Origin of the sequence: Hymenobacter sp. DG25B (assembly GCF_000801315.1) — a bacterium.
In the GTDB taxonomy this organism is placed as follows: domain Bacteria; phylum Bacteroidota; class Bacteroidia; order Cytophagales; family Hymenobacteraceae; genus Hymenobacter.
Genome location: NZ_CP010054.1, coordinates 299,293 through 315,235, shown reverse-complemented (window position 1 = coordinate 315,235; position 15,943 = coordinate 299,293). Strand labels below are relative to the sequence as shown.

Here is a 15,943-nt window from a genome sequence, read left to right as displayed (position 1 = left end):
ACCTAGAAGGCAGCAAATGCCATTACAGAAGGAAGCTTTCTGAACGTGAATCGGGCTATAAAAGCCAGGTTCTAAACAGTAAATCCCCGCACCGCCAGCATAAACCGGCGCAGCTTGTTGGGGTCCAGCTGCCCGTTGGTGCGCACGCCGCTGCACACATCTACTCCAAAAGGCTTCACGGTGTGCAGGGCTTCCTGCACATTCTCGGGCGTGAGGCCGCCGGCCAGGAAGAGGGGCAAATTCAGCCGGTCCCGGATGCGGCGGCTCAGCTCCCAGTTATGCACCCGGCCGGTGCCGCCCAGCTCCTTCACCGCCAAGTTGGGGTTGCCGGAGTCCAGCAGAATGGCATCTACGTGCGGGGCCACGCGCCGCGCCTCCTCAATAGCCGACTCATCTACCACGTGAATTACCTGCACCAGCTGAATGCCGGGTAGCGCGGTGCGCAAATCCTGGTAGGAGCCGGTGCTGAGCGTATCCACTAGCTGCAGGGTAGTGGTGGCCGTGCGGCACTGGTGCGCAATAATGGCGCTGGTGGTGGTTTCGCTGGTGAGCAGGAAGGAGCCCACGGCCGGGGGCGTAAGCTGGGCCAGCTTACGAACCTGCTCATCGGTAATAATGCCGGGGCCGCTGGGCATTTTGGCTATCAGGCCCAGGGCATCGGCGCCGGCCGCTACGGCAATAGCCAGCTCCTGCGGCGTGCTGATGCAGCAGATTTTAATGCGGGGGTAGTAAGCAGGAAAGGCCATTGGGGAAGCTCTGGGCAAGTACGTGAAAATCAGTTAAAACAGCTTGCTTCGCTTCATAATCTTGCGCGTTTTCATGGTGTAGAACTCCGCTACGCCGGGACGCTGCAACTGCACCTGCCAGGCACCCATTACTTGGCCCAAGCGGTAACCGGTAGCCTGGTCCTGGGGGTACTGCTTTTGAATGAGAGCATAGTCGGCCGCGGAAATGTCCTTGCCCACCTCGCCATGGCAGCGTAGGCACTCCTGGCTGCTGAGCACAATGGGGCGCTGGTAGAAAAACACTTCGGCCGAGGGGCGGCGCACCACGCGCTGGGTATCCGGTTGCAGCTCCGTGGCGGGCAGGGCGGCCCGGTTGGCGGGGTTGCGCGGGCGCGGGCTCACGCGGCGCACGCTAGCCTGCAGGGTGCGGGCCAGGGTATCCATAGAAGCGTAGTGCTCCGGGCGGCAGTAGGGCAGGGCTTGGGCTACGCCGCCTTTTTGCAGTTCGGAAGCCATGAGAAGCTGCAGCTCCCGGTTGCCCTGGTTGCTGAGGGAGTCGCCGGCCCAGCGGGTGGCGCGCAGCAGGTCCTGGGGCATAATGCGCTTTACCTGCCAGTTTTCGGCCTCAATGGCAATGCGCTTGGTGTCCTTAAGGTGCTCTATCTGATCGGGGCGGCAGCCGGCCGCCAGCAGCGCCAGCAGCAAAAGGGCAGAAAAACGGAGGGGCATGGCGAAGGTGAAAGACGGGTGGGAGCCAGCAAGAAAGTCGGCTACCGGAAAACAAAGAGACGACAGCCGGGGCATTTTCACAAGGAAAAACCTGGGCAACAGCCACAAACGTACAAGCTAACTGATTGATTCTGCGTTTCTCTAACCGGGAACCGGCCGGCAGGTTCCTCGGGTTTGTTTCCGTACCTTTGTACTCCCAATACAATACTCTGAAGGCAAGATGCTAGATAAACTGGAGGCCATTCAACAGCGCTTCAACGACGTAAACGAACAGCTCATGCAGCCCGATGTCATGAGCGACATGAAGCGTTTCAAGACCCTCAACAAGGAATTCAAGGACCTGAACAAAATCGTGACGGAGTACAAGGCGTATCAGAGCGTCCTCTCCAACATCGATAGCGCCAAGGAGGTTATTTCAACCGAGAAGGACGAAGAATTCCGCCAGATGGCCAAGGACGAGCTAGAAGCGCTCTACCCCGAGCAGGAGCGCCTCGAAACCGTCATCAAAGACCTGCTGTTGCCCAAAGACCCCAACGATTCCAAGGATGTTATCATGGAAATCCGGGCCGGGGCCGGCGGTGATGAAGCCGCTATTTTTGCCGGCGACCTGCAGCGCATGTACATGCGCTACGCCGAAAAGAACGGGCTGAAAATGGACCTGATTGACGCCACCGAAGGTACTTCCGGCGGCTACAAGGAAATTATTCTGGCCGTGAAGGGCGAGGACGTGTACGGCAAGCTCAAGTTTGAGAGCGGTGTGCACCGCGTACAGCGCGTGCCGGCCACTGAAACCCAGGGCCGCATTCACACCTCCGTGGCCTCCATCGTGGTGATGCCTGAAGCCGAGGAGCTGGACGTGGAAATCGACATGAACGATGTGCGCAAGGACCTGTTTATGTCGTCGGGCCCCGGTGGTCAGTCGGTAAACACTACCTACTCGGCCGTGCGCCTCACCCACTTGCCTACGGGCCTGGTGGCTCAGTGCCAGGACCAGAAGTCTCAGCTCAAAAACTTCGATAAAGCCCTGCAGGTACTTCGCTCGCGCCTGTATGAGATTGAGCTGGCCAAGAAAAACGAAGTGGAAGGCGCAGCCCGCAAGAGCATGATTGGCGGCGGCGACCGTTCCGATAAAATCCGCACCTACAACTACCCCCAGGGACGCGTAACCGACCACCGCATTGGCTACACGGTGTACAACCTGGCCAGCGTGATGGAAGGCAACATCGATGACTTTGTGGAGCAGCTGCGCCTGGCCGAAAGCGCCGAGCGCCTGCGCGAAGGGGTGGCGTAAGCTGTAAAAAAGATAGAAAGGACGTCATGCTGAGCGCAGTCGAAGCATCTCGCTAGTGTAGTAATCAATAGATTGCAACATTAGCCCGCGAGATGCTTCGACTACGCTCAGCATGACGCTTTTATAAGTATTCCGGATCCTCTCCTATGCGCTTTCTGCTCCCGTTGCTACTGATTTTCTCCGCGGCCCTCTCGCTGCTGCCGGGCTGCGAGCCCAAGGAAGATATCGTAACCCGGGATGCCAGCGCCCGCCTGGCGTTTTCCGCCGATACGGTGCTTTTCGACACCGTTTTCACCCAGATTGGCACCGTTACCAAGCGCCTGTGGGTGTACAACCGCAACGCCCGCGCCGTGCGGGTAGAGCAAGTGAAGCTGGCCGGCAAAGCCGGGGCTACTTATTCGCTTATTATAGATGGAGACGCCCGGCAGTCGGCCGAAAACCTGGAAATAAAGGGCAAAGACAGCCTGCAGATTCTGGTGCGCGCCGTGCTGGGCCCCGGCACCGAGAACAAGCCTTTTCTGGTAGAAGAACTGCTGCAATTTCGCACCAACGGCAACGACCAGGACGTGAAGCTGGTGTCCTACGGGCAGAACGCCTACTACCACTCCGAGGAAACCCTGCCCTGCGATGAAGTGTGGCGCAACGACAAGCCCCACGTGGTGTATGGCTATGCCCTGGTGGATGCCGATTGCCGCCTCACCATTGAGGCCGGCGCGCGGGTATACTTCCACGCCGGGGCCGCCCTGGTAGTGCGCGGCCAGCTGCTGGTAAACCCTGATCTGCAGCCTGATGCTCCCCTGAAGCCCACCGACCCGCGCATCGTGCGCTTTGATGGCGACCGGCTGGAACCCGCCTACGACAACATTCCCGGGCAGTGGGCCGGTATTCAGTTTGATGCCGGCAGCCGCAACAGCGTAGTGCGCTACGCCGAAATCCGCAACGCTGCCTTTGGTCTGCTGGTCAACAACTTTGAGGCGAAGGAGCCTTTCCCGGGCGTGAAGGTAGAAAACACGGTATTCCGGAATATCTCCGGCGGCGCCCTCAACTTTGGGAGTACCTCACTGCCCTTCGGCGGCGGCATCCTGGGATTCTCGGGTAATTTTGAGGTGAACAACTGCCTGTTCTCCAACTGCGGCGAGTTTGCCCTGGCGGGCTTTCAGGGCGGCACCTACACGTTGCGCTACTGCACCATTGCCAACTTCACTCCCGAGTTCCTGCGCCGCGAGACGTCCTCGCTCACGTTTTCCGATGAGCTGCCCGTTCAGGACCCCAAGCGCCGCATTAGCCCCACCATCAGCGTGCAAAACAGCATTTTATGGGGAGATTATAAGGATGAGCTGTTCTTCCACCATGCTGAGCGGTACCTCGCCAATATCCAAATAGACCACAGCCTGCTGCGCACGCAGGAGTACAAAGCCACCGCCAACAGCGCCACCAAGCCCGGCCTGGCCAACAACGGCAACATCCTGAACCAGGACCCCAAATTCCGGAAGACGCCCTACAACAGTTTCCCCGAGAAGTTCGACTTCAGCCTCGATACTCTCTCTCCCGCCAGCAACCAGGCCCTGCCGCTGCCCGCCTTCCCCCATGACCTGCTGCGCGTACCCCGCGACCCCGCCACGCCCGACATGGGCGCCTTCGAGCGGAAAAACCCGTAACCCATGCTCTGGACGCAAAAGCGCCTGCGCCTGCCGGCCGTGCAGCGGGGCTTTCATCTGATTACTGATCTGCTGGTGGCCGAGCTGCCCGAGCTGGAGAAAATCCGCGTGGGCACAGCGCACTTCTTCATCCAGCATACCTCCGCCAGCCTCAGCCTCAACGAAAACGCTGACCCCACCGTGCGCCACGACTTCGAGCAGTTCTTCAACCGCGCGGTACCCGAAAACGCCCCCTATTTCCGCCATACCCAGGAAGGCCCTGATGACATGCCGGCGCATATTAAAGCCAGCCTATTGGGCCATGCCGTCAGCGTGCCCATCAGCAACGGCGAGCTGGCTTTGGGCACCTGGCAGGGAATTTACTTAGGTGAGCACCGCAACCACGGCGGCCGTCGCTGGGTGGTAGCTACGCTGATGGGAGAGGAAAAATAAGCGCCTACCTGCCAGCCATTTCCTCGTATAGCGGCATATCCTCCCTTCGCCCGCTATGCTTTTCCTTCTAACTTCAGCCGCAAAACACGGTGGCCAGACCCTCACTCTGGGCCTAAGCCTGCTGCTTTCGAGCTGCCAGGAAAAGGCGCCCGCCGTAGTAGAGCAGCCCAAGCCGGCTGTGGAGAAACCAGTTCCGGCTAAAACTACCCCCACCGCACCCCGCGCAGCCTGCACCCTGGTAGACGATGCCGTGGCCGAAGAGCCCTTTGAGCAGGAAATAACCACGGAAGAGTTACTGGCCGATGGAGGAACCGTAGAAAAACGCACCCCCATAAAAAACCGCCACGTAGCCGGGCAAGTGGATACCGTGATTACCATCCGGCACCATCATAACCGTTTCGAGTACTACCAGACGCCGGAGAAAGACCTGCTGCAGCAAGTCAACATCACGGATTTCTCCCCGGTGTATGGGAAACAGCTGCGGAGCAAGCTGGGCGCCGCTTACAAAGCCCGCTACGCTGCCAAAACCGGCCGCTGCGACAGTCTGCGCATTGCCGACACCAACCGCCTGAACACCGTTGCCTTAACCATGCGCAACGGCCAGGTAAATGCCGTGCAGATTGAGTATTACGTTGACTAAAACTAAAAACTAGTTCCCCTCCTCAGCTGAGGAGGGGCTAGGGGTGGTTGACCTAACCTAGAACGATAACTAGCTTTAGTTTCTAGCTCTAGTCTTTCAACCACCCCTAACCCCTCCTCAGCTGAGGAGGGGAACTTCTAATTCTAGTCTTACGGCAGCAGCCGGGACGAAGCGCTATAACGCAGGGTATCAAACAGCACCAGCTTCTGTACCCCACGCACTTGGTAGTCGGCTAGCTTATTTTGCTGAGCGTGCAAGGTAAACTGCTTTTCAGAGTAAAATAGCGGGTTGTCCTGGGTTATCACGGCTTGCACCTCGCGCACCTGCGGGCCCTCCGTGACTACCGTAAGCGTACGGACGGGGTTTTCAATGCCCTCCCGGCGCGAATAGGTGCGCCGCAGCAGGCCATCGGCTACAACGGAGTCAATAGTATAGGCGCCGCGCAGGGCGGGCTTGGTGATATCAGCCTGATAGAAGATCTGTAGCTCCTTGGTCCAGTCTACCTGGGGCACGCGGGTGGTTTCCAGCTGGCCATTGCGCAGCTGCACCCGCTTCTCCACCGCCGGCCGCTGCTGATTCAGCAAATCTGCCTGCGCATCGAGAAACCCTTTCAGGTTGAAATAGCGGGACCGGATGACGGGCTTGGGCGCCCCGGCATCGGGGTTGCAGGCCGCCAGCAGCAGGCTAACCGCACCGGCCAGCCACAGCTTACGCATGAGTTACCTCTGGCGCCGCCGACAACAGGGAGTGCCCGGTCATTTCAGCAGGTTGAGGCAGGCCCATGAGCTCCAGTACCGTGGGAGCAATATCCCCCAGCTTGCCATCGGCCAGCATGCCCGTATAGTCATTATCGGCCAGCACGCAGGGCACCAGGTTGGTAGTATGCGCCGTGTTGGGCGTGCCATCGGGGTTTATCATCATGTCGGCGTTGCCGTGGTCGGCAATGATGATGCAAGCGTAGCCGGCCGCCAGCGCGGTTTCTACCACGTCGCGGGTGCAGGCATCCACGGTTTCCACGGCCTTCACGGCGGCTTCAAACACGCCGGTGTGGCCCACCATGTCGGGGTTGGCAAAGTTCAGCACCACAAAATCGGCCGAGCGGGCCTGCAGCTCCGGCACCAGCGCATCGCGCAGGTCGTAGGCGCTCATCTCGGGCTGCAGATCATAGGTGGCTACTTTAGGCGAAGGGCGCATGATGCGGGTTTCGCCGGGAAACTCCACCTCGCGGCCACCGGAGAAGAAGAACGTCACGTGCGGGTATTTCTCGGTTTCGGCAATGCGAATCTGGCGCTTGCCATTGGCAGCCAGTACCTCGCCCAGGGTATTCTCGAGGTTGTCCTTCTCAAAAATAGGCGTGACGCCCACGAACGTATTGTCGTAGTTCGTCATGGTGAGGTAGTGCAGGTTCAACCGGTGCATGTTGTAGGCGTGGAAGTCCTGCTGCGTGAGGGCCTGCGTGATTTCGCGGCCCCGGTCGGTGCGGAAGTTAAAGCAGATAACCACGTCGCCCTCCTGAATGGTTGCCAGGGGCAGGCCATCGGCCCCTACTTTCACAATGGGCTTCAGGAATTCGTCGGTTACGCCGGCTTTGTAGGAGTCCAGCATGCTCTGGATGAGGTTTTGCGAAGGTGTGCCTTTGCCGTTCACCAGCAAATCGTAGGCTTCCTTCACCCGCTCCCAGCGGTTGTCGCGGTCCATGGCGTAGTAGCGGCCCACAATGGAGGCTATTTTGCCGCTGGCCCCGCGCTGCAGGTGCTGCTCTAAGTCGTTTACGTAGCTCACGCCGCCTTTGGGGTCGGTGTCGCGGCCATCGGTAAAGGCATGAATAAACACGTTGTGCACGCTTTCATCGTGCGCCAGGGTGCACAGAGCCTTCAGGTGCTCAATGTGCGAGTGCACGCCACCATCGGAAAGCAGGCCAATGAAATGAACGTTCTTACCGGTTTCGCGGGCGTACTCAAAGGCTTTCACCAGGGCCGGAATCTGGCCCAGCTTCCGCTCCCGAATGGCTTTGTTGATGCGCACCAGATCCTGGTACACTACGCGGCCGGCCCCAATGTTCATGTGGCCTACCTCGGAGTTGCCCATTTGCCCCTCGGGCAGCCCTACGGCCTCGCCGGAAGCCTGCAGCTTGCTGTGGGGGAAGCGCTGAAAGAGAGAATCCACGTAGGGCGTATTCGCTTTATCAATAGCCGACACCTCGGGGTTCGTGGCCAACCCCCATCCATCCAGAATGACCAACAATACCTGTTTATTCATGATGCAAAGATAACGGCCCGGCGCCGAACCGCCGGGTTTTTCTTACTATTGTCCTTTGCAAAGCAACGGAGATTATTATCACAGGCTTACGCGGTTGGCATAGTTTTAGTGAATGGCCGGGTATTCTAATATTACTTATGAAAACTTCCTTTTTCCGTGTTGTAGTTCTGGTTGGGTTGTGGCTGCTGACGACAGTGGGGGCCTACGCTCAGGGCGAAGCTTTCGGGGCTGTGAAGGGTGCCGTCCGCGGTGGCTCTTCCCACGGCGTGGCGCAGTACTTCGGCTCGGCCGTGGAACTAGGCTTCGATGGCGACAAGCAAAGCTATAGCGCCACCCAGGCGGAGTTTGTCCTGAAGGACTTCTTTGCCAAGAACGCGCCCACCAGCTTTGAGTTTATTCACCAGGGTTCTTCAAACGAAGGCATTCAGTATGCCATTGGCAAGTACGTGGGCAAAAGCGGCACTTATCGGGTGTTCATTAAAATGAAGCCTGCCCAGGGTAAGCTGCTCATCGATACCATTGACTTCACCAAAGAATAAAGACCCGTTTAGCACACAAGCGGTAAAAAGCAGGCGAACCGGGCCGGCAGCCAGCCCCGAGCGAGCAGCCCCTGTTCCGGATCAGCCACTGCTTTAACTTCTTACCTATTCTGTCCTCCTGAAAAAAGGCCCCGGCGTATGTCGGGGCCTTTTTCTATTTTTGCACCGTGCAAAACGCCCCGTACCTCACCCCGAACGCTCTTTCAGAATTCATCCGAACTGCCCTGACCGAAGATGTTGGTGACGGCGACCATTCGTCGTTGGCTTCTATTCCAGCCTCTGCCCACAACCGGGCGCGGCTGCTGGTAAAAGGCGAGGGGGTTTTGGCGGGCGTGGAGCTGGCCGAACTCATCTTTAAGCAGGTAGATCCGGCCCTAACGGTGGAAGTGCTGCTGCCCGATGGCACCCGCGTGCGCCACGGCGACGTGGCTTTCACCGTGGAAGGGCCCGCCCGCAGCATTCTGACGGCGGAGCGGCTGGTACTCAACTGCATGCAGCGCATGAGTGGCATTGCCACCTACACGGCTCACCTGATGGAACTGCTGGCCGGCACCCAGGCCCGGCTGCTGGATACGCGCAAAACCACGCCCAACTTTCGCCTCTGCGAGAAATGGGCCGTGCTGATTGGCGGCGGCACCAACCACCGCTACGGCCTGTTTGATATGATTATGCTGAAGGATAATCATGTGGATTATGCGGGCGGCATCCGGCAGGCTATTGAGGCTACCCACGCTTACCTGAGCCAGCTGGGTCGCACCTTGCCTATTGAAATTGAAACCCGCACGCTGGCCGAGGTGCAGCAGGTGCTGGACACGGGCGGCGTAGACCGCATCATGCTGGATAATATGGCGCCCGCCCAGCTGCAGGAAGCCGTAGCCCTGATTGCCGGGCGCTTCCCCACGGAAGCCTCCGGGGGCATTACGGAGGAAACTATTGGGGAAGTAGGCGCCACCGGCGTCGATTTTATCTCCGTAGGCGCCCTCACGCACTCGGCCGGCAGCCTGGATATGAGTTTGAAAGCTTTTTAAATGAGTTGCTGGTTGTTAGTTGTTAGTGGTCAGTTCGTACAGCGAATCCTGACAACCGGCAACTGGCAACTGACAACAGACAACTGAACTAATGCAACAACCCAATCAACGCGGATTCCGCCAGGCCCAGGGGGCTTCCCCGCTGGCTATCCGCACCAAAAAAAGCCAGCTCGACTCGAACACCTACGTCCGCATGGCCCTCACGGAAGTCTGGAAAAAGGAGTGGTGGTACGCCCTCATTCCGCTGGTTGTCGTGCTCCTGCCCGCCATTTTTGTGTTTTCGTGGTGGTGGGTAGTGGCGGCTGTGCTGGTTACGGTGCTGTTCGTGGTGCTGCGCTCGGCGCAGGTGCAGGCCCTGGCCCAGATGGAGCAGAGCAAAGCCCTGTTTGAGCGGGTGAACTACGAAATTGACCAGCGCCAGATCCTGATGCGCCTGAACGACAAGCAGGGCATGAACATTCCGTGGGAAATGATAGAGAAAGTACGGCAGCAGGATGGCGCCTACCAGCTCTACCTGAAAGCCCCCGCCAATGCCGACATGCCTACCGGCTGGAAAGGCTGGGTAGCCCGCACCTTCACGGTGCCCATGTTCCTGTATCTACCCTCGCGTATCTTCAACTCGCCCAACGACTTAAAGCTGTTTGAATCGATGCTGCGCCGCAAGAGCCTGCTGGCCGCCGAGGCGAAGCCAGCAGCTTAACCGGAGTGGCGGCTGCCTCGTACCTTTGTTTACGTCTTTTGCTGAATATCTATATGAACTCCAAACAACTGCTCTCCTGCCTGGCCGCTGGCCTGATGCTGGCCTCCTGCAGCGCCGAACCTTCTGACTGGCGCCCCGAAAAGAAAGTATCCCTGGACATGGTGGCCCCCGGCACCCGCTCGTCGCAGTACTTTGATCAGCACACTGCCGAAGCGCCAAGCCAGCACAAAGGCGCCGCTATTGAGGAGCCCATTAGCTCCGGCGTAGATCTGGAGCGCCATGGCAAAGAACCCGCTGAGCATACTATTTCAGCTGATGCTGAGAAGGTAGAGCTGACCAAGCGGGAAAAGGATGCGCCCAAGCCGGCAAAAGCCAGCGATTCGCCCATCGGAGAGTAAGCCCCATCCATGTTGAAGTCAATCAAAGCAACCGCGGCTGGCCTCGTGCTGGTCGCGGTTAGCGCTTTAGCCTCCTGCCAGAGCGAGCCGGCTACCACCACGCCCGCCACGGCTGCTGTGCCTTCTACCGCGCCTGCCACGGCTCCGGTAGCCAAGGTAGCAGCCTACGTGTGCCCCATGAATTGCGAAGGCAGCGCCAGCGACAAGCCCGGCAAGTGCCCCGTGTGCGGCATGGACCTGGAGGCTAATCCTGCCGCTGCTCAGCCGGCTGCGGCCGCCCCCGATTCGCTGTAGTAATAAACGGCTATGCCGGCCGCGCCTATTTTATTGGTTTATTTTCTCCCGCATGGCGCAGTCGTTTGATCCGGAATGGTTCAGCACGTGGTTTGATTCTCCCTACTATCACCTGCTGTACCGCGACCGGGACCAGCAGGAGGCGGAGCATTTTATTGACCGGCTGCTGGAGCATCTGCACCCCAAACCCACGCACCACCTGCTGGATTTGGGCTGTGGCAAAGGCCGCCACGCCATTTACCTCAGCCAGCACGGCTACGATGTAACCGGCGTCGACCTTTCGCCCCAGAGCATTGCCTACGCCCGGCAGTTTGCGCACGAGCACCTGCACTTCCACGTGCACGATATGCGCGAACCGCTGCCCTACGGCCCGTTCGATTTCATCTTTAACCTCTTTACCAGTTTCGGCTACTTTCAGAATGAAACCGAGAACGTAGTGGCCCTGCGCTCAGCGGTGCAGGCTCTGAAGCCGGGTGGTAAGCTGGTGATTGATTTTATGAACACGGAGCGCACCGTGCGCGAGCTGGTCAGCCAGGAGGAAAAGACCGTGGATGGCATCACCTTCCACCTCACTCGCCACCTCGACGCCGACTTCATTGTGAAGGATATTCGCTTTGAGGATGAGCACGGGCGGCCGCACCATCATCAGGAGCGGGTGCGGGCCCTGCGGCGGGAACAGTTTGAGGAATATTTCTCCATGACGGACCTGCGCCTGGCCGAAGTGCTGGGAAATTACCACCTGGCGCCCTACAACGAGCAGACCAGTCCCCGCATGATTTTCGTGCTCAAAAAATAGGGTGAAATGGAGAGGTGATGAGATGGTGAAAAAACAGCTGTCATCCTGAGCCTGCGAAGGACCTTATCACGTAAGCCCGGCCATCGTAACCATGACTCGTTCAACTGGCATAAGGTCCTTCGCAGGCTCAGGATGACAGGACAGAAAAACTCACCATTTCACAACCTCACCACTTCACCATTTTACCTATGTGGTTAGCCATTGCCGTCTTATTCGGATCGGTGCTCGGGGCTGGCTGGCTCACCCGCCTCATTCCTACGGCGCATACCACCTGGCTGAAGCCGCTGCTGGCTTTCAGCGGGGCCTACCTGTTCACGCTTACGGTCACGCACCTGCTGCCGGAGGCCCTGCAGCTGTCCCCCGATTCGCACCGGGTGGGCTACTTTGTGCTGGCCGGCTTTTTTGGGCAGCTGCTGCTGGAGGTATTCTCGCAGGGCGTGGAGCACGGGCACATTCACCATCATACCGGCCATGCCGGGCGGGTACCGTTTCTTTTGCTGTTTGCCCTGGTGCTGCACTCGTTTATGGAGGGGAGCATTCTGGTGCGCACCCCGGCGGCCGGCGACATTGCCCGGAATTTTTATACCGTGGTAGCAGGCGTGGCGCTGCACCATATTCCGGCGGCCATTGCCCTGATGGCGGCGCTCATGCTGCGGTTGGGCCGCTTTACGCGGGCCCTGCCTTATCTGCTGCTGTTCGCGCTGGCTTCCCCGGCCGGCGTGCTGGTGAGCAACTACGTAGCGCTGGATGCCCTGTTGCAGAATGGCTGGTATGCGGCGCTGCTGGGCCTGGTGGCCGGCAACTTTCTGCACGTATCCACCACCATTCTCTTTGAAACCAGCCCCGAGCACCGCCTGAATATGCCTAAGCTCACGGCCACCGTGCTGGGTGCCGGGCTGGCGCTGCTGGTCAGCTAATCAATATCGAAGGTAGGGGCGGAGCCGCCCAGCAGGCGCTCCAGCTGAGCGGCGCGGGCCTGCTGGCGCTGCAATTCGGCCTGCAGGCTCAGTAGACGCTGGCGCATGGCCAGTACAATATCCACGCCTTCCGGGCTTAGGCCCAGGTCGTGCTGCAGGCGCGCCAGGCGGGCCAGGTGGTCGGGCTCGGCCAGAATGGTATCAGGCGCTTCGGCGCGCTGCACCAGCCCAAACTCGGTAAACTCCCGCAGGTCGGTTTCGCTCAGCCCATAAACGGCGGCGCACTCCCGGTAGGTAATGGTGATGATGTGCGTTTCCATGAATCAATTGCCAGTTGTGAGTTGCCAGTAGCCAGGTGCCGGTTGCTCGTTGAAAGAACGGACAACGGATTACGGCTAACTAAATTTACTCTTTTCGCAGCTCTGCCAGCTGTTGAAACAGCTCCTTCTCCTTGTCGGTCAGGTGCTGAGGCAGCGTCAGGGTAAGACGCAGGTACAAGTCGCCGAACTGTCCGGCGTGCCGGTAAACCGGGAAGCCCTTGCCGCGCAGCCGCAGCCGCGTGCCATTCTGGGTTTCGGGCTTGATGTTGATTTTAACCGGGCCGGATAGAGTTTCTACCACCTGCTCGCCGCCCAGCAGGGCTTTGTAAATGCTGACCGGCACCTCCATGGTCAGGTCGTGGCCGGTGCGGGTGTAGCGCGGGTCGGGCTTGATGCGGAAGGTGATGTAGAGCGAGCCATTGGGGCCACCGTGGCGCCCGGGGCCGCCCTGGTCGCGGAGCCGGATGGTCTGGCCATCTTCTACGCCGGGCTGAATGGTGATGCGCAGGTTTTTGCCGTTGACGGTGAGCGTACGCGGCCCGCCCCGGTAGGCTTCTTCCAGCGTGAGCTCCAGCTCGGCCTGGAAATCCTGGCCGGCGCCGGCGCGAGTGCCGCCGCTGCGGCCACCTCCGCCACCCATGCCGCCAAAAATGGAGCTGAAGAAATCGGAGAAGTCAGCGTCGCCGAAGGGATTCTCGCCGCCGCTGAAGCCGCCGTACCCGCCCGCGCCGGGCTGGCCGCCGTACTGGGACCAGTCGAACCCGCCGCTGCCCCGGCCTGGCCCGCCAGCTTGCTGGTAGCGCTGCCAGTCGGCGCCCAGCTGGTCGTATTTTTTACGCTTCTCTTCGTCGCTGAGCACCTCATTGGCCTCATTCACTTCCTTGAACTTGCGCTCAGCGTCCGGGTTATTCGGGTTTACATCGGGGTGATACTTGCGGGCCAGCTTGCGGTATTGCTTCCGGATCTGGTCTTTGGTAGCCGACTTATCGAGCTCCAGAATCTTATAGTAGTCTTTGTAATCCACGGGGTACGAGGCTGGGCGTGAAAGAGCGGACAAAAGGTAGCGCTAATGCGGCGGTCCTGCATGAGGGTACGCAAAACAAGGGCGCTTGGCCGGTGTCAAAAACGAATCGGCAAAAAGAGAAGTTGTGGGCATGGACTTGTTGGCACTTTCTGGCCTGTAATTTGTACTTTGTGGTCCCATTCCCACCCCCTTTGCTTATTTCTTTTCTATGAAGCGCATTACTTATCTCACCTTAGCGCTGGCGCTGTTCGGCCTTACGGCTCAGGCCCAAACCAAGAAGCTGCCGCCGCGCCGCCCGGTAGCGCCCAAGTCCCGCACAGCGCCCACCACTGTTTCCCTGAAAGAGGGCTATACCATAAAAGATGGTAAGCTACTGGTAACGCGCAGTGGCCACACCGACCCCGTACTGCAGGACGAAAGCCTGCTGAACGGCACCCGGATTAAGGCTGATGGCACGGTGGTACTACGTGACAGCACCACCGTACAAATGAAGGAAGGCGACTTTATGTCCCTCACAGGCCGCGTAACCACTAAGGAAATGCGCATGGAGCAGGACAGCCTCTCGAAGGCCGCTTTCCAGGGCACGCAGAAATCCAAAATGAAGCTGAAGACCAAAAAGGGCCGCCGCAACTAATTCCTGCTACGTTCTTTACTAAGGTATACAGGGGCAATCCGGCGCAGGCGGGGTTGCCCCTTATCGGTTGGGGCCGGTCTGGGTGTAGTCCTGCAAAATGGCCAGGGCTTCGGCATCATCGGCGGCTTCCACTACCTCATCTATCACAAACTGCACCTCGGCCTCGGTCCAGGTCTGGGCTTCGGCGGCTTTTACAAAAGCCCCCAGCGCAGTATACCGGCTGGTATAGTTGGCAAGCGGCCACTGTACTTTCTTTTTAATGCGCATAAGAGGAGGTTGCTATAGAGGTTTTTAGCGGGCTTTTTTCACCACTTTCAGCTGCACCGGCGCTACGCCGGCTTTATCTACCCCAATTTTGTGGGCGGCCTTGCGGGAAAGATCAATAATGCGGCCTTTCACGTGTGGCCCCCGGTCGGTAATGGTGACTTTCACGGAGCGGTGGTTGCGCGGGTTGGTGACGCGCACCACCGTGCCAAAGGGCAGCGTATTGTGCGCGGCCGTGCGTTGCCCCGGCCGGTACACCGAGCCGCTGGCCGTTTTACGACCGTTGAATTTATCGGCGTAATAAGAGGCCTGCCCGGTTTGGGTAAAGGCTTTGCCGCCGGCGCAGCCCGTTAAGAAAGCCAGGACCAGCAGAAGAAATGAAATGGAGCGCATGGCGGAAAGTAGCAAAAACTAACGGGGAAGGGGAGCTGCCGGGCGGCGCGGCGCTGCTAAACGCAAGGCCAGCAGGCTGTTGTAATTACCCTGAAACACATTGAAATCTACCGTGCCCCGGATGCCTGGCACGTAGGATTCGTCGCTGTGCTGCCAGATAATCCATTTCTCCCGGGCCAGAGCCGGCTGGGCCACCTCATAGTGCGCCAGCCACAGCGGGTACTCATCAAAATGCCCGGCCAGGTAGCGGCGGTAAAAGCTGTAATTGGAATACAGGATAGGGCGGGCGCCGTAGTGGCGCTCCACCAGCCGCAGCCAGGTAGCAATGTTGCGGCGCATTACGGCTACATCATGAAAATCAGGGGCTTCCACGTCCAGCACCGGGGGCAGGTCGCCGGGCTGCAGGGGCACGGTGCGTACAAACAGGTTGGCCTGCTGGGCGCCATCGTAATTGGGCTGGAAGTAATGGTAGGCTCCGCAGAACACCCCCGCCTTGCGGGCCTCGCGCCAGTTGCGCGGGAAGCGCGGGTCGCGCAGAGTTACGCCCTCCGTGGCTTTAATAAAGGCAAACCGAACGTTGTTGGCCGCCACGCGGGGCCAGTCGATGTGCCCCTGATACGCCGACACATCAATGCCGTGCACGGAGTAGCCATCCAGCAAAGGGGTGCGCTCTGAGCCCGTGAGGTGCGGATTTACCAAGGTAGTATAAAGGCGGCGCGCATAGCGGTTTACCTGGCGGCGGTACTGGCTATAAAGACCGCCGGTCAGCACCAGCAGCGCGAGCAGCACCACCGCCCAGCGACGGGTAGGGCTGGCCCGGCGGCGGGCAACGGGCGTACGGCGGCGGGAACGACTCATAAGCGGATACTGGACAAAAGTAACGCACATCGGCCGGTTCTGGT

General features: G+C 59.3%; 21 protein-coding genes. 12 read left to right on the top strand and 9 right to left on the bottom strand.

Translation table 11 applies throughout. The annotated features are described in order from the left end of the window. Nucleotides 1-71 precede the first annotated feature (71 nt). Both PK28_RS01395 and PK28_RS01390 read right to left on the bottom strand, forming a co-directional pair. On the bottom strand, nt 72-746 hold the full coding sequence (locus PK28_RS01395; protein WP_044510642.1) for a phosphoribosylanthranilate isomerase: 675 nt from the start codon (nt 744-746) through the stop codon (nt 72-74). A 33-nt stretch (nt 747-779) separates the two neighbouring features. Beyond that, nucleotides 780-1,454 (bottom strand): c-type heme family protein, encoded by a 675-nt coding sequence (locus PK28_RS01390; RefSeq protein ID WP_197070449.1) that lies wholly within the window; start codon nt 1,452-1,454, stop codon nt 780-782. Nucleotides 1,455-1,674: 220 nt separating this feature from the next. On the opposite strand from PK28_RS01390, the gene prfA reads away from it, so the two are divergent. The 4 genes from prfA to PK28_RS01370 all read left to right on the top strand — a co-directional run bounded on the left by prfA (nt 1,675) and on the right by PK28_RS01370 (nt 5,475). Beyond that, nucleotides 1,675-2,745, top strand: coding sequence for a peptide chain release factor 1 (prfA, locus tag PK28_RS01385; RefSeq protein ID WP_044510640.1), 1,071 nt, complete (start codon nt 1,675-1,677; stop codon nt 2,743-2,745). Between the two features lie 146 nt (nt 2,746-2,891). Beyond that, the gene (locus PK28_RS01380; protein ID WP_044510638.1) at nt 2,892-4,403 is read left to right on the top strand and encodes a right-handed parallel beta-helix repeat-containing protein; all 1,512 of its coding nucleotides are present in this window, start codon (nt 2,892-2,894) and stop codon (nt 4,401-4,403) included. A gap of 3 nt (nt 4,404-4,406) precedes the next feature. Continuing rightward, entirely contained in the window at nt 4,407-4,835 is a 429-nt protein-coding gene (locus tag PK28_RS01375) for a secondary thiamine-phosphate synthase enzyme YjbQ (protein ID WP_044510636.1), read from the top strand. 55 nt (nt 4,836-4,890) lie between these two features. Next, on the top strand, nt 4,891-5,475 hold the full coding sequence (locus PK28_RS01370) for a hypothetical protein (RefSeq protein ID WP_044510633.1): 585 nt from the start codon (nt 4,891-4,893) through the stop codon (nt 5,473-5,475). Nucleotides 5,476-5,624: 149 nt separating this feature from the next. Here PK28_RS01370 and PK28_RS18755 read toward each other — a convergent pair whose 3' ends face one another. Together PK28_RS18755 and gpmI are read right to left on the bottom strand one after the other, a co-directional pair. Further along, nucleotides 5,625-6,191, bottom strand: coding sequence for a hypothetical protein (locus PK28_RS18755; protein WP_048825418.1), 567 nt, complete (start codon nt 6,189-6,191; stop codon nt 5,625-5,627). Beyond that, nucleotides 6,184-7,734 carry a 2,3-bisphosphoglycerate-independent phosphoglycerate mutase gene (gene gpmI / locus PK28_RS01360; RefSeq protein ID WP_044510630.1) on the bottom strand — a complete coding sequence of 517 codons (1,551 nt, stop codon included), beginning with the start codon at nt 7,732-7,734 and terminating at the stop codon, nt 6,184-6,186. The genes PK28_RS18755 and gpmI overlap by 8 nt, the downstream gene beginning before the upstream one ends. A gap of 137 nt (nt 7,735-7,871) precedes the next feature. On the opposite strand from gpmI, the gene PK28_RS01355 reads away from it, so the two are divergent. The 7 genes from PK28_RS01355 (at nt 7,872) to PK28_RS01325 (ending at nt 12,406) form a co-directional block, all read left to right on the top strand. Further along, complete coding sequence (locus PK28_RS01355) at nt 7,872-8,273, top strand: DUF4783 domain-containing protein (RefSeq protein WP_044510627.1); 402 nt, start codon at nt 7,872-7,874, stop codon at nt 8,271-8,273. A 167-nt stretch (nt 8,274-8,440) separates the two neighbouring features. Continuing rightward, complete coding sequence (gene nadC, locus PK28_RS01350) at nt 8,441-9,301, top strand: carboxylating nicotinate-nucleotide diphosphorylase (protein ID WP_044510624.1); 861 nt, start codon at nt 8,441-8,443, stop codon at nt 9,299-9,301. A gap of 91 nt (nt 9,302-9,392) precedes the next feature. Further along, nucleotides 9,393-10,001, top strand: coding sequence for a YcxB family protein (locus PK28_RS01345; protein ID WP_048825416.1), 609 nt, complete (start codon nt 9,393-9,395; stop codon nt 9,999-10,001). Between the two features lie 53 nt (nt 10,002-10,054). After that, a complete protein-coding gene (locus tag PK28_RS01340) occupies nt 10,055-10,399 on the top strand; it encodes a hypothetical protein (protein ID WP_156126190.1) in 345 nt (114 codons plus the stop codon). 9 nt (nt 10,400-10,408) lie between these two features. Beyond that, a complete protein-coding gene (locus PK28_RS01335; protein ID WP_044510619.1) occupies nt 10,409-10,693 on the top strand; it encodes a heavy metal-binding domain-containing protein in 285 nt (94 codons plus the stop codon). A 52-nt stretch (nt 10,694-10,745) separates the two neighbouring features. Continuing rightward, nucleotides 10,746-11,489 (top strand): SAM-dependent methyltransferase, encoded by a 744-nt coding sequence (locus PK28_RS01330; RefSeq protein WP_044510617.1) that lies wholly within the window; start codon nt 10,746-10,748, stop codon nt 11,487-11,489. A 188-nt stretch (nt 11,490-11,677) separates the two neighbouring features. Next, complete coding sequence (locus PK28_RS01325; RefSeq protein ID WP_048825414.1) at nt 11,678-12,406, top strand: ZIP family metal transporter; 729 nt, start codon at nt 11,678-11,680, stop codon at nt 12,404-12,406. Here PK28_RS01325 and PK28_RS01320 read toward each other — a convergent pair. Continuing rightward, a complete protein-coding gene (locus tag PK28_RS01320; protein WP_044510614.1) occupies nt 12,403-12,726 on the bottom strand; it encodes a chaperone modulator CbpM in 324 nt (107 codons plus the stop codon). The two genes, PK28_RS01325 and PK28_RS01320, sit on opposite strands and share 4 nt — an antisense overlap. A gap of 85 nt (nt 12,727-12,811) precedes the next feature. Next, nucleotides 12,812-13,750: a DnaJ C-terminal domain-containing protein gene (locus tag PK28_RS01315; protein ID WP_044510612.1), complete on the bottom strand. Its 939-nt coding sequence runs from the start codon at nt 13,748-13,750 to the stop codon at nt 12,812-12,814. Between the two features lie 208 nt (nt 13,751-13,958). Here PK28_RS01315 and PK28_RS01310 point away from each other — a divergent pair, with 208 nt between their 5' ends. Further along, nucleotides 13,959-14,384, top strand: coding sequence for a DUF6799 domain-containing protein (locus tag PK28_RS01310; RefSeq protein WP_044510609.1), 426 nt, complete (start codon nt 13,959-13,961; stop codon nt 14,382-14,384). A gap of 60 nt (nt 14,385-14,444) precedes the next feature. Here PK28_RS01310 and PK28_RS01305 read toward each other — a convergent pair whose 3' ends face one another. The 3 genes from PK28_RS01305 to PK28_RS01295 are packed head-to-tail and all read right to left on the bottom strand — an operon-like array spanning nt 14,445 to nt 15,899. Continuing rightward, the gene (locus PK28_RS01305) at nt 14,445-14,651 is read right to left on the bottom strand and encodes a hypothetical protein (protein WP_044510607.1); all 207 of its coding nucleotides are present in this window, start codon (nt 14,649-14,651) and stop codon (nt 14,445-14,447) included. A 24-nt stretch (nt 14,652-14,675) separates the two neighbouring features. After that, nucleotides 14,676-15,041, bottom strand: coding sequence for a septal ring lytic transglycosylase RlpA family protein (locus tag PK28_RS01300; RefSeq protein ID WP_044510605.1), 366 nt, complete (start codon nt 15,039-15,041; stop codon nt 14,676-14,678). An 18-nt stretch (nt 15,042-15,059) separates the two neighbouring features. Next, entirely contained in the window at nt 15,060-15,899 is an 840-nt protein-coding gene (locus PK28_RS01295; protein WP_044510603.1) for a glycoside hydrolase family 25 protein, read from the bottom strand. Nucleotides 15,900-15,943 lie beyond the last annotated feature (44 nt).

Bases quoted from the DNA above. Each gene is read 5' to 3' on its own strand.
- PK28_RS01395 (WP_044510642.1), bottom strand. From the start codon at position 746: ATGGCCTTTCCTGCTTACTACCCCCGCATTAAAATCTGCTGCATCAGC.
- PK28_RS01370 (WP_044510633.1), top strand. From the start codon at position 4,891: ATGCTTTTCCTTCTAACTTCAGCCGCAAAACACGGTGGCCAGACCCTC.
- gpmI (WP_044510630.1), bottom strand. From the start codon at position 7,734: ATGAATAAACAGGTATTGTTGGTCATTCTGGATGGATGGGGGTTGGCC.
- PK28_RS01310 (WP_044510609.1), top strand. From the start codon at position 13,959: ATGAAGCGCATTACTTATCTCACCTTAGCGCTGGCGCTGTTCGGCCTT.
- PK28_RS01305 (WP_044510607.1), bottom strand. From the start codon at position 14,651: ATGCGCATTAAAAAGAAAGTACAGTGGCCGCTTGCCAACTATACCAGC.
- PK28_RS18755 (WP_048825418.1), bottom strand. From the start codon at position 6,191: ATGCGTAAGCTGTGGCTGGCCGGTGCGGTTAGCCTGCTGCTGGCGGCC.
- PK28_RS01375 (WP_044510636.1), top strand. From the start codon at position 4,407: ATGCTCTGGACGCAAAAGCGCCTGCGCCTGCCGGCCGTGCAGCGGGGC.
- PK28_RS01325 (WP_048825414.1), top strand. From the start codon at position 11,678: ATGTGGTTAGCCATTGCCGTCTTATTCGGATCGGTGCTCGGGGCTGGC.
- prfA (WP_044510640.1), top strand. From the start codon at position 1,675: ATGCTAGATAAACTGGAGGCCATTCAACAGCGCTTCAACGACGTAAAC.
- PK28_RS01345 (WP_048825416.1), top strand. From the start codon at position 9,393: ATGCAACAACCCAATCAACGCGGATTCCGCCAGGCCCAGGGGGCTTCC.
- PK28_RS01330 (WP_044510617.1), top strand. From the start codon at position 10,746: ATGGCGCAGTCGTTTGATCCGGAATGGTTCAGCACGTGGTTTGATTCT.
- PK28_RS01355 (WP_044510627.1), top strand. From the start codon at position 7,872: ATGAAAACTTCCTTTTTCCGTGTTGTAGTTCTGGTTGGGTTGTGGCTG.
- PK28_RS01390 (WP_197070449.1), bottom strand. From the start codon at position 1,454: ATGCCCCTCCGTTTTTCTGCCCTTTTGCTGCTGGCGCTGCTGGCGGCC.
- PK28_RS01340 (WP_156126190.1), top strand. From the start codon at position 10,055: ATGAACTCCAAACAACTGCTCTCCTGCCTGGCCGCTGGCCTGATGCTG.
- PK28_RS01335 (WP_044510619.1), top strand. From the start codon at position 10,409: ATGTTGAAGTCAATCAAAGCAACCGCGGCTGGCCTCGTGCTGGTCGCG.
- PK28_RS01300 (WP_044510605.1), bottom strand. From the start codon at position 15,041: ATGCGCTCCATTTCATTTCTTCTGCTGGTCCTGGCTTTCTTAACGGGC.
- PK28_RS01295 (WP_044510603.1), bottom strand. From the start codon at position 15,899: ATGAGTCGTTCCCGCCGCCGTACGCCCGTTGCCCGCCGCCGGGCCAGC.
- PK28_RS01380 (WP_044510638.1), top strand. From the start codon at position 2,892: ATGCGCTTTCTGCTCCCGTTGCTACTGATTTTCTCCGCGGCCCTCTCG.
- PK28_RS01320 (WP_044510614.1), bottom strand. From the start codon at position 12,726: ATGGAAACGCACATCATCACCATTACCTACCGGGAGTGCGCCGCCGTT.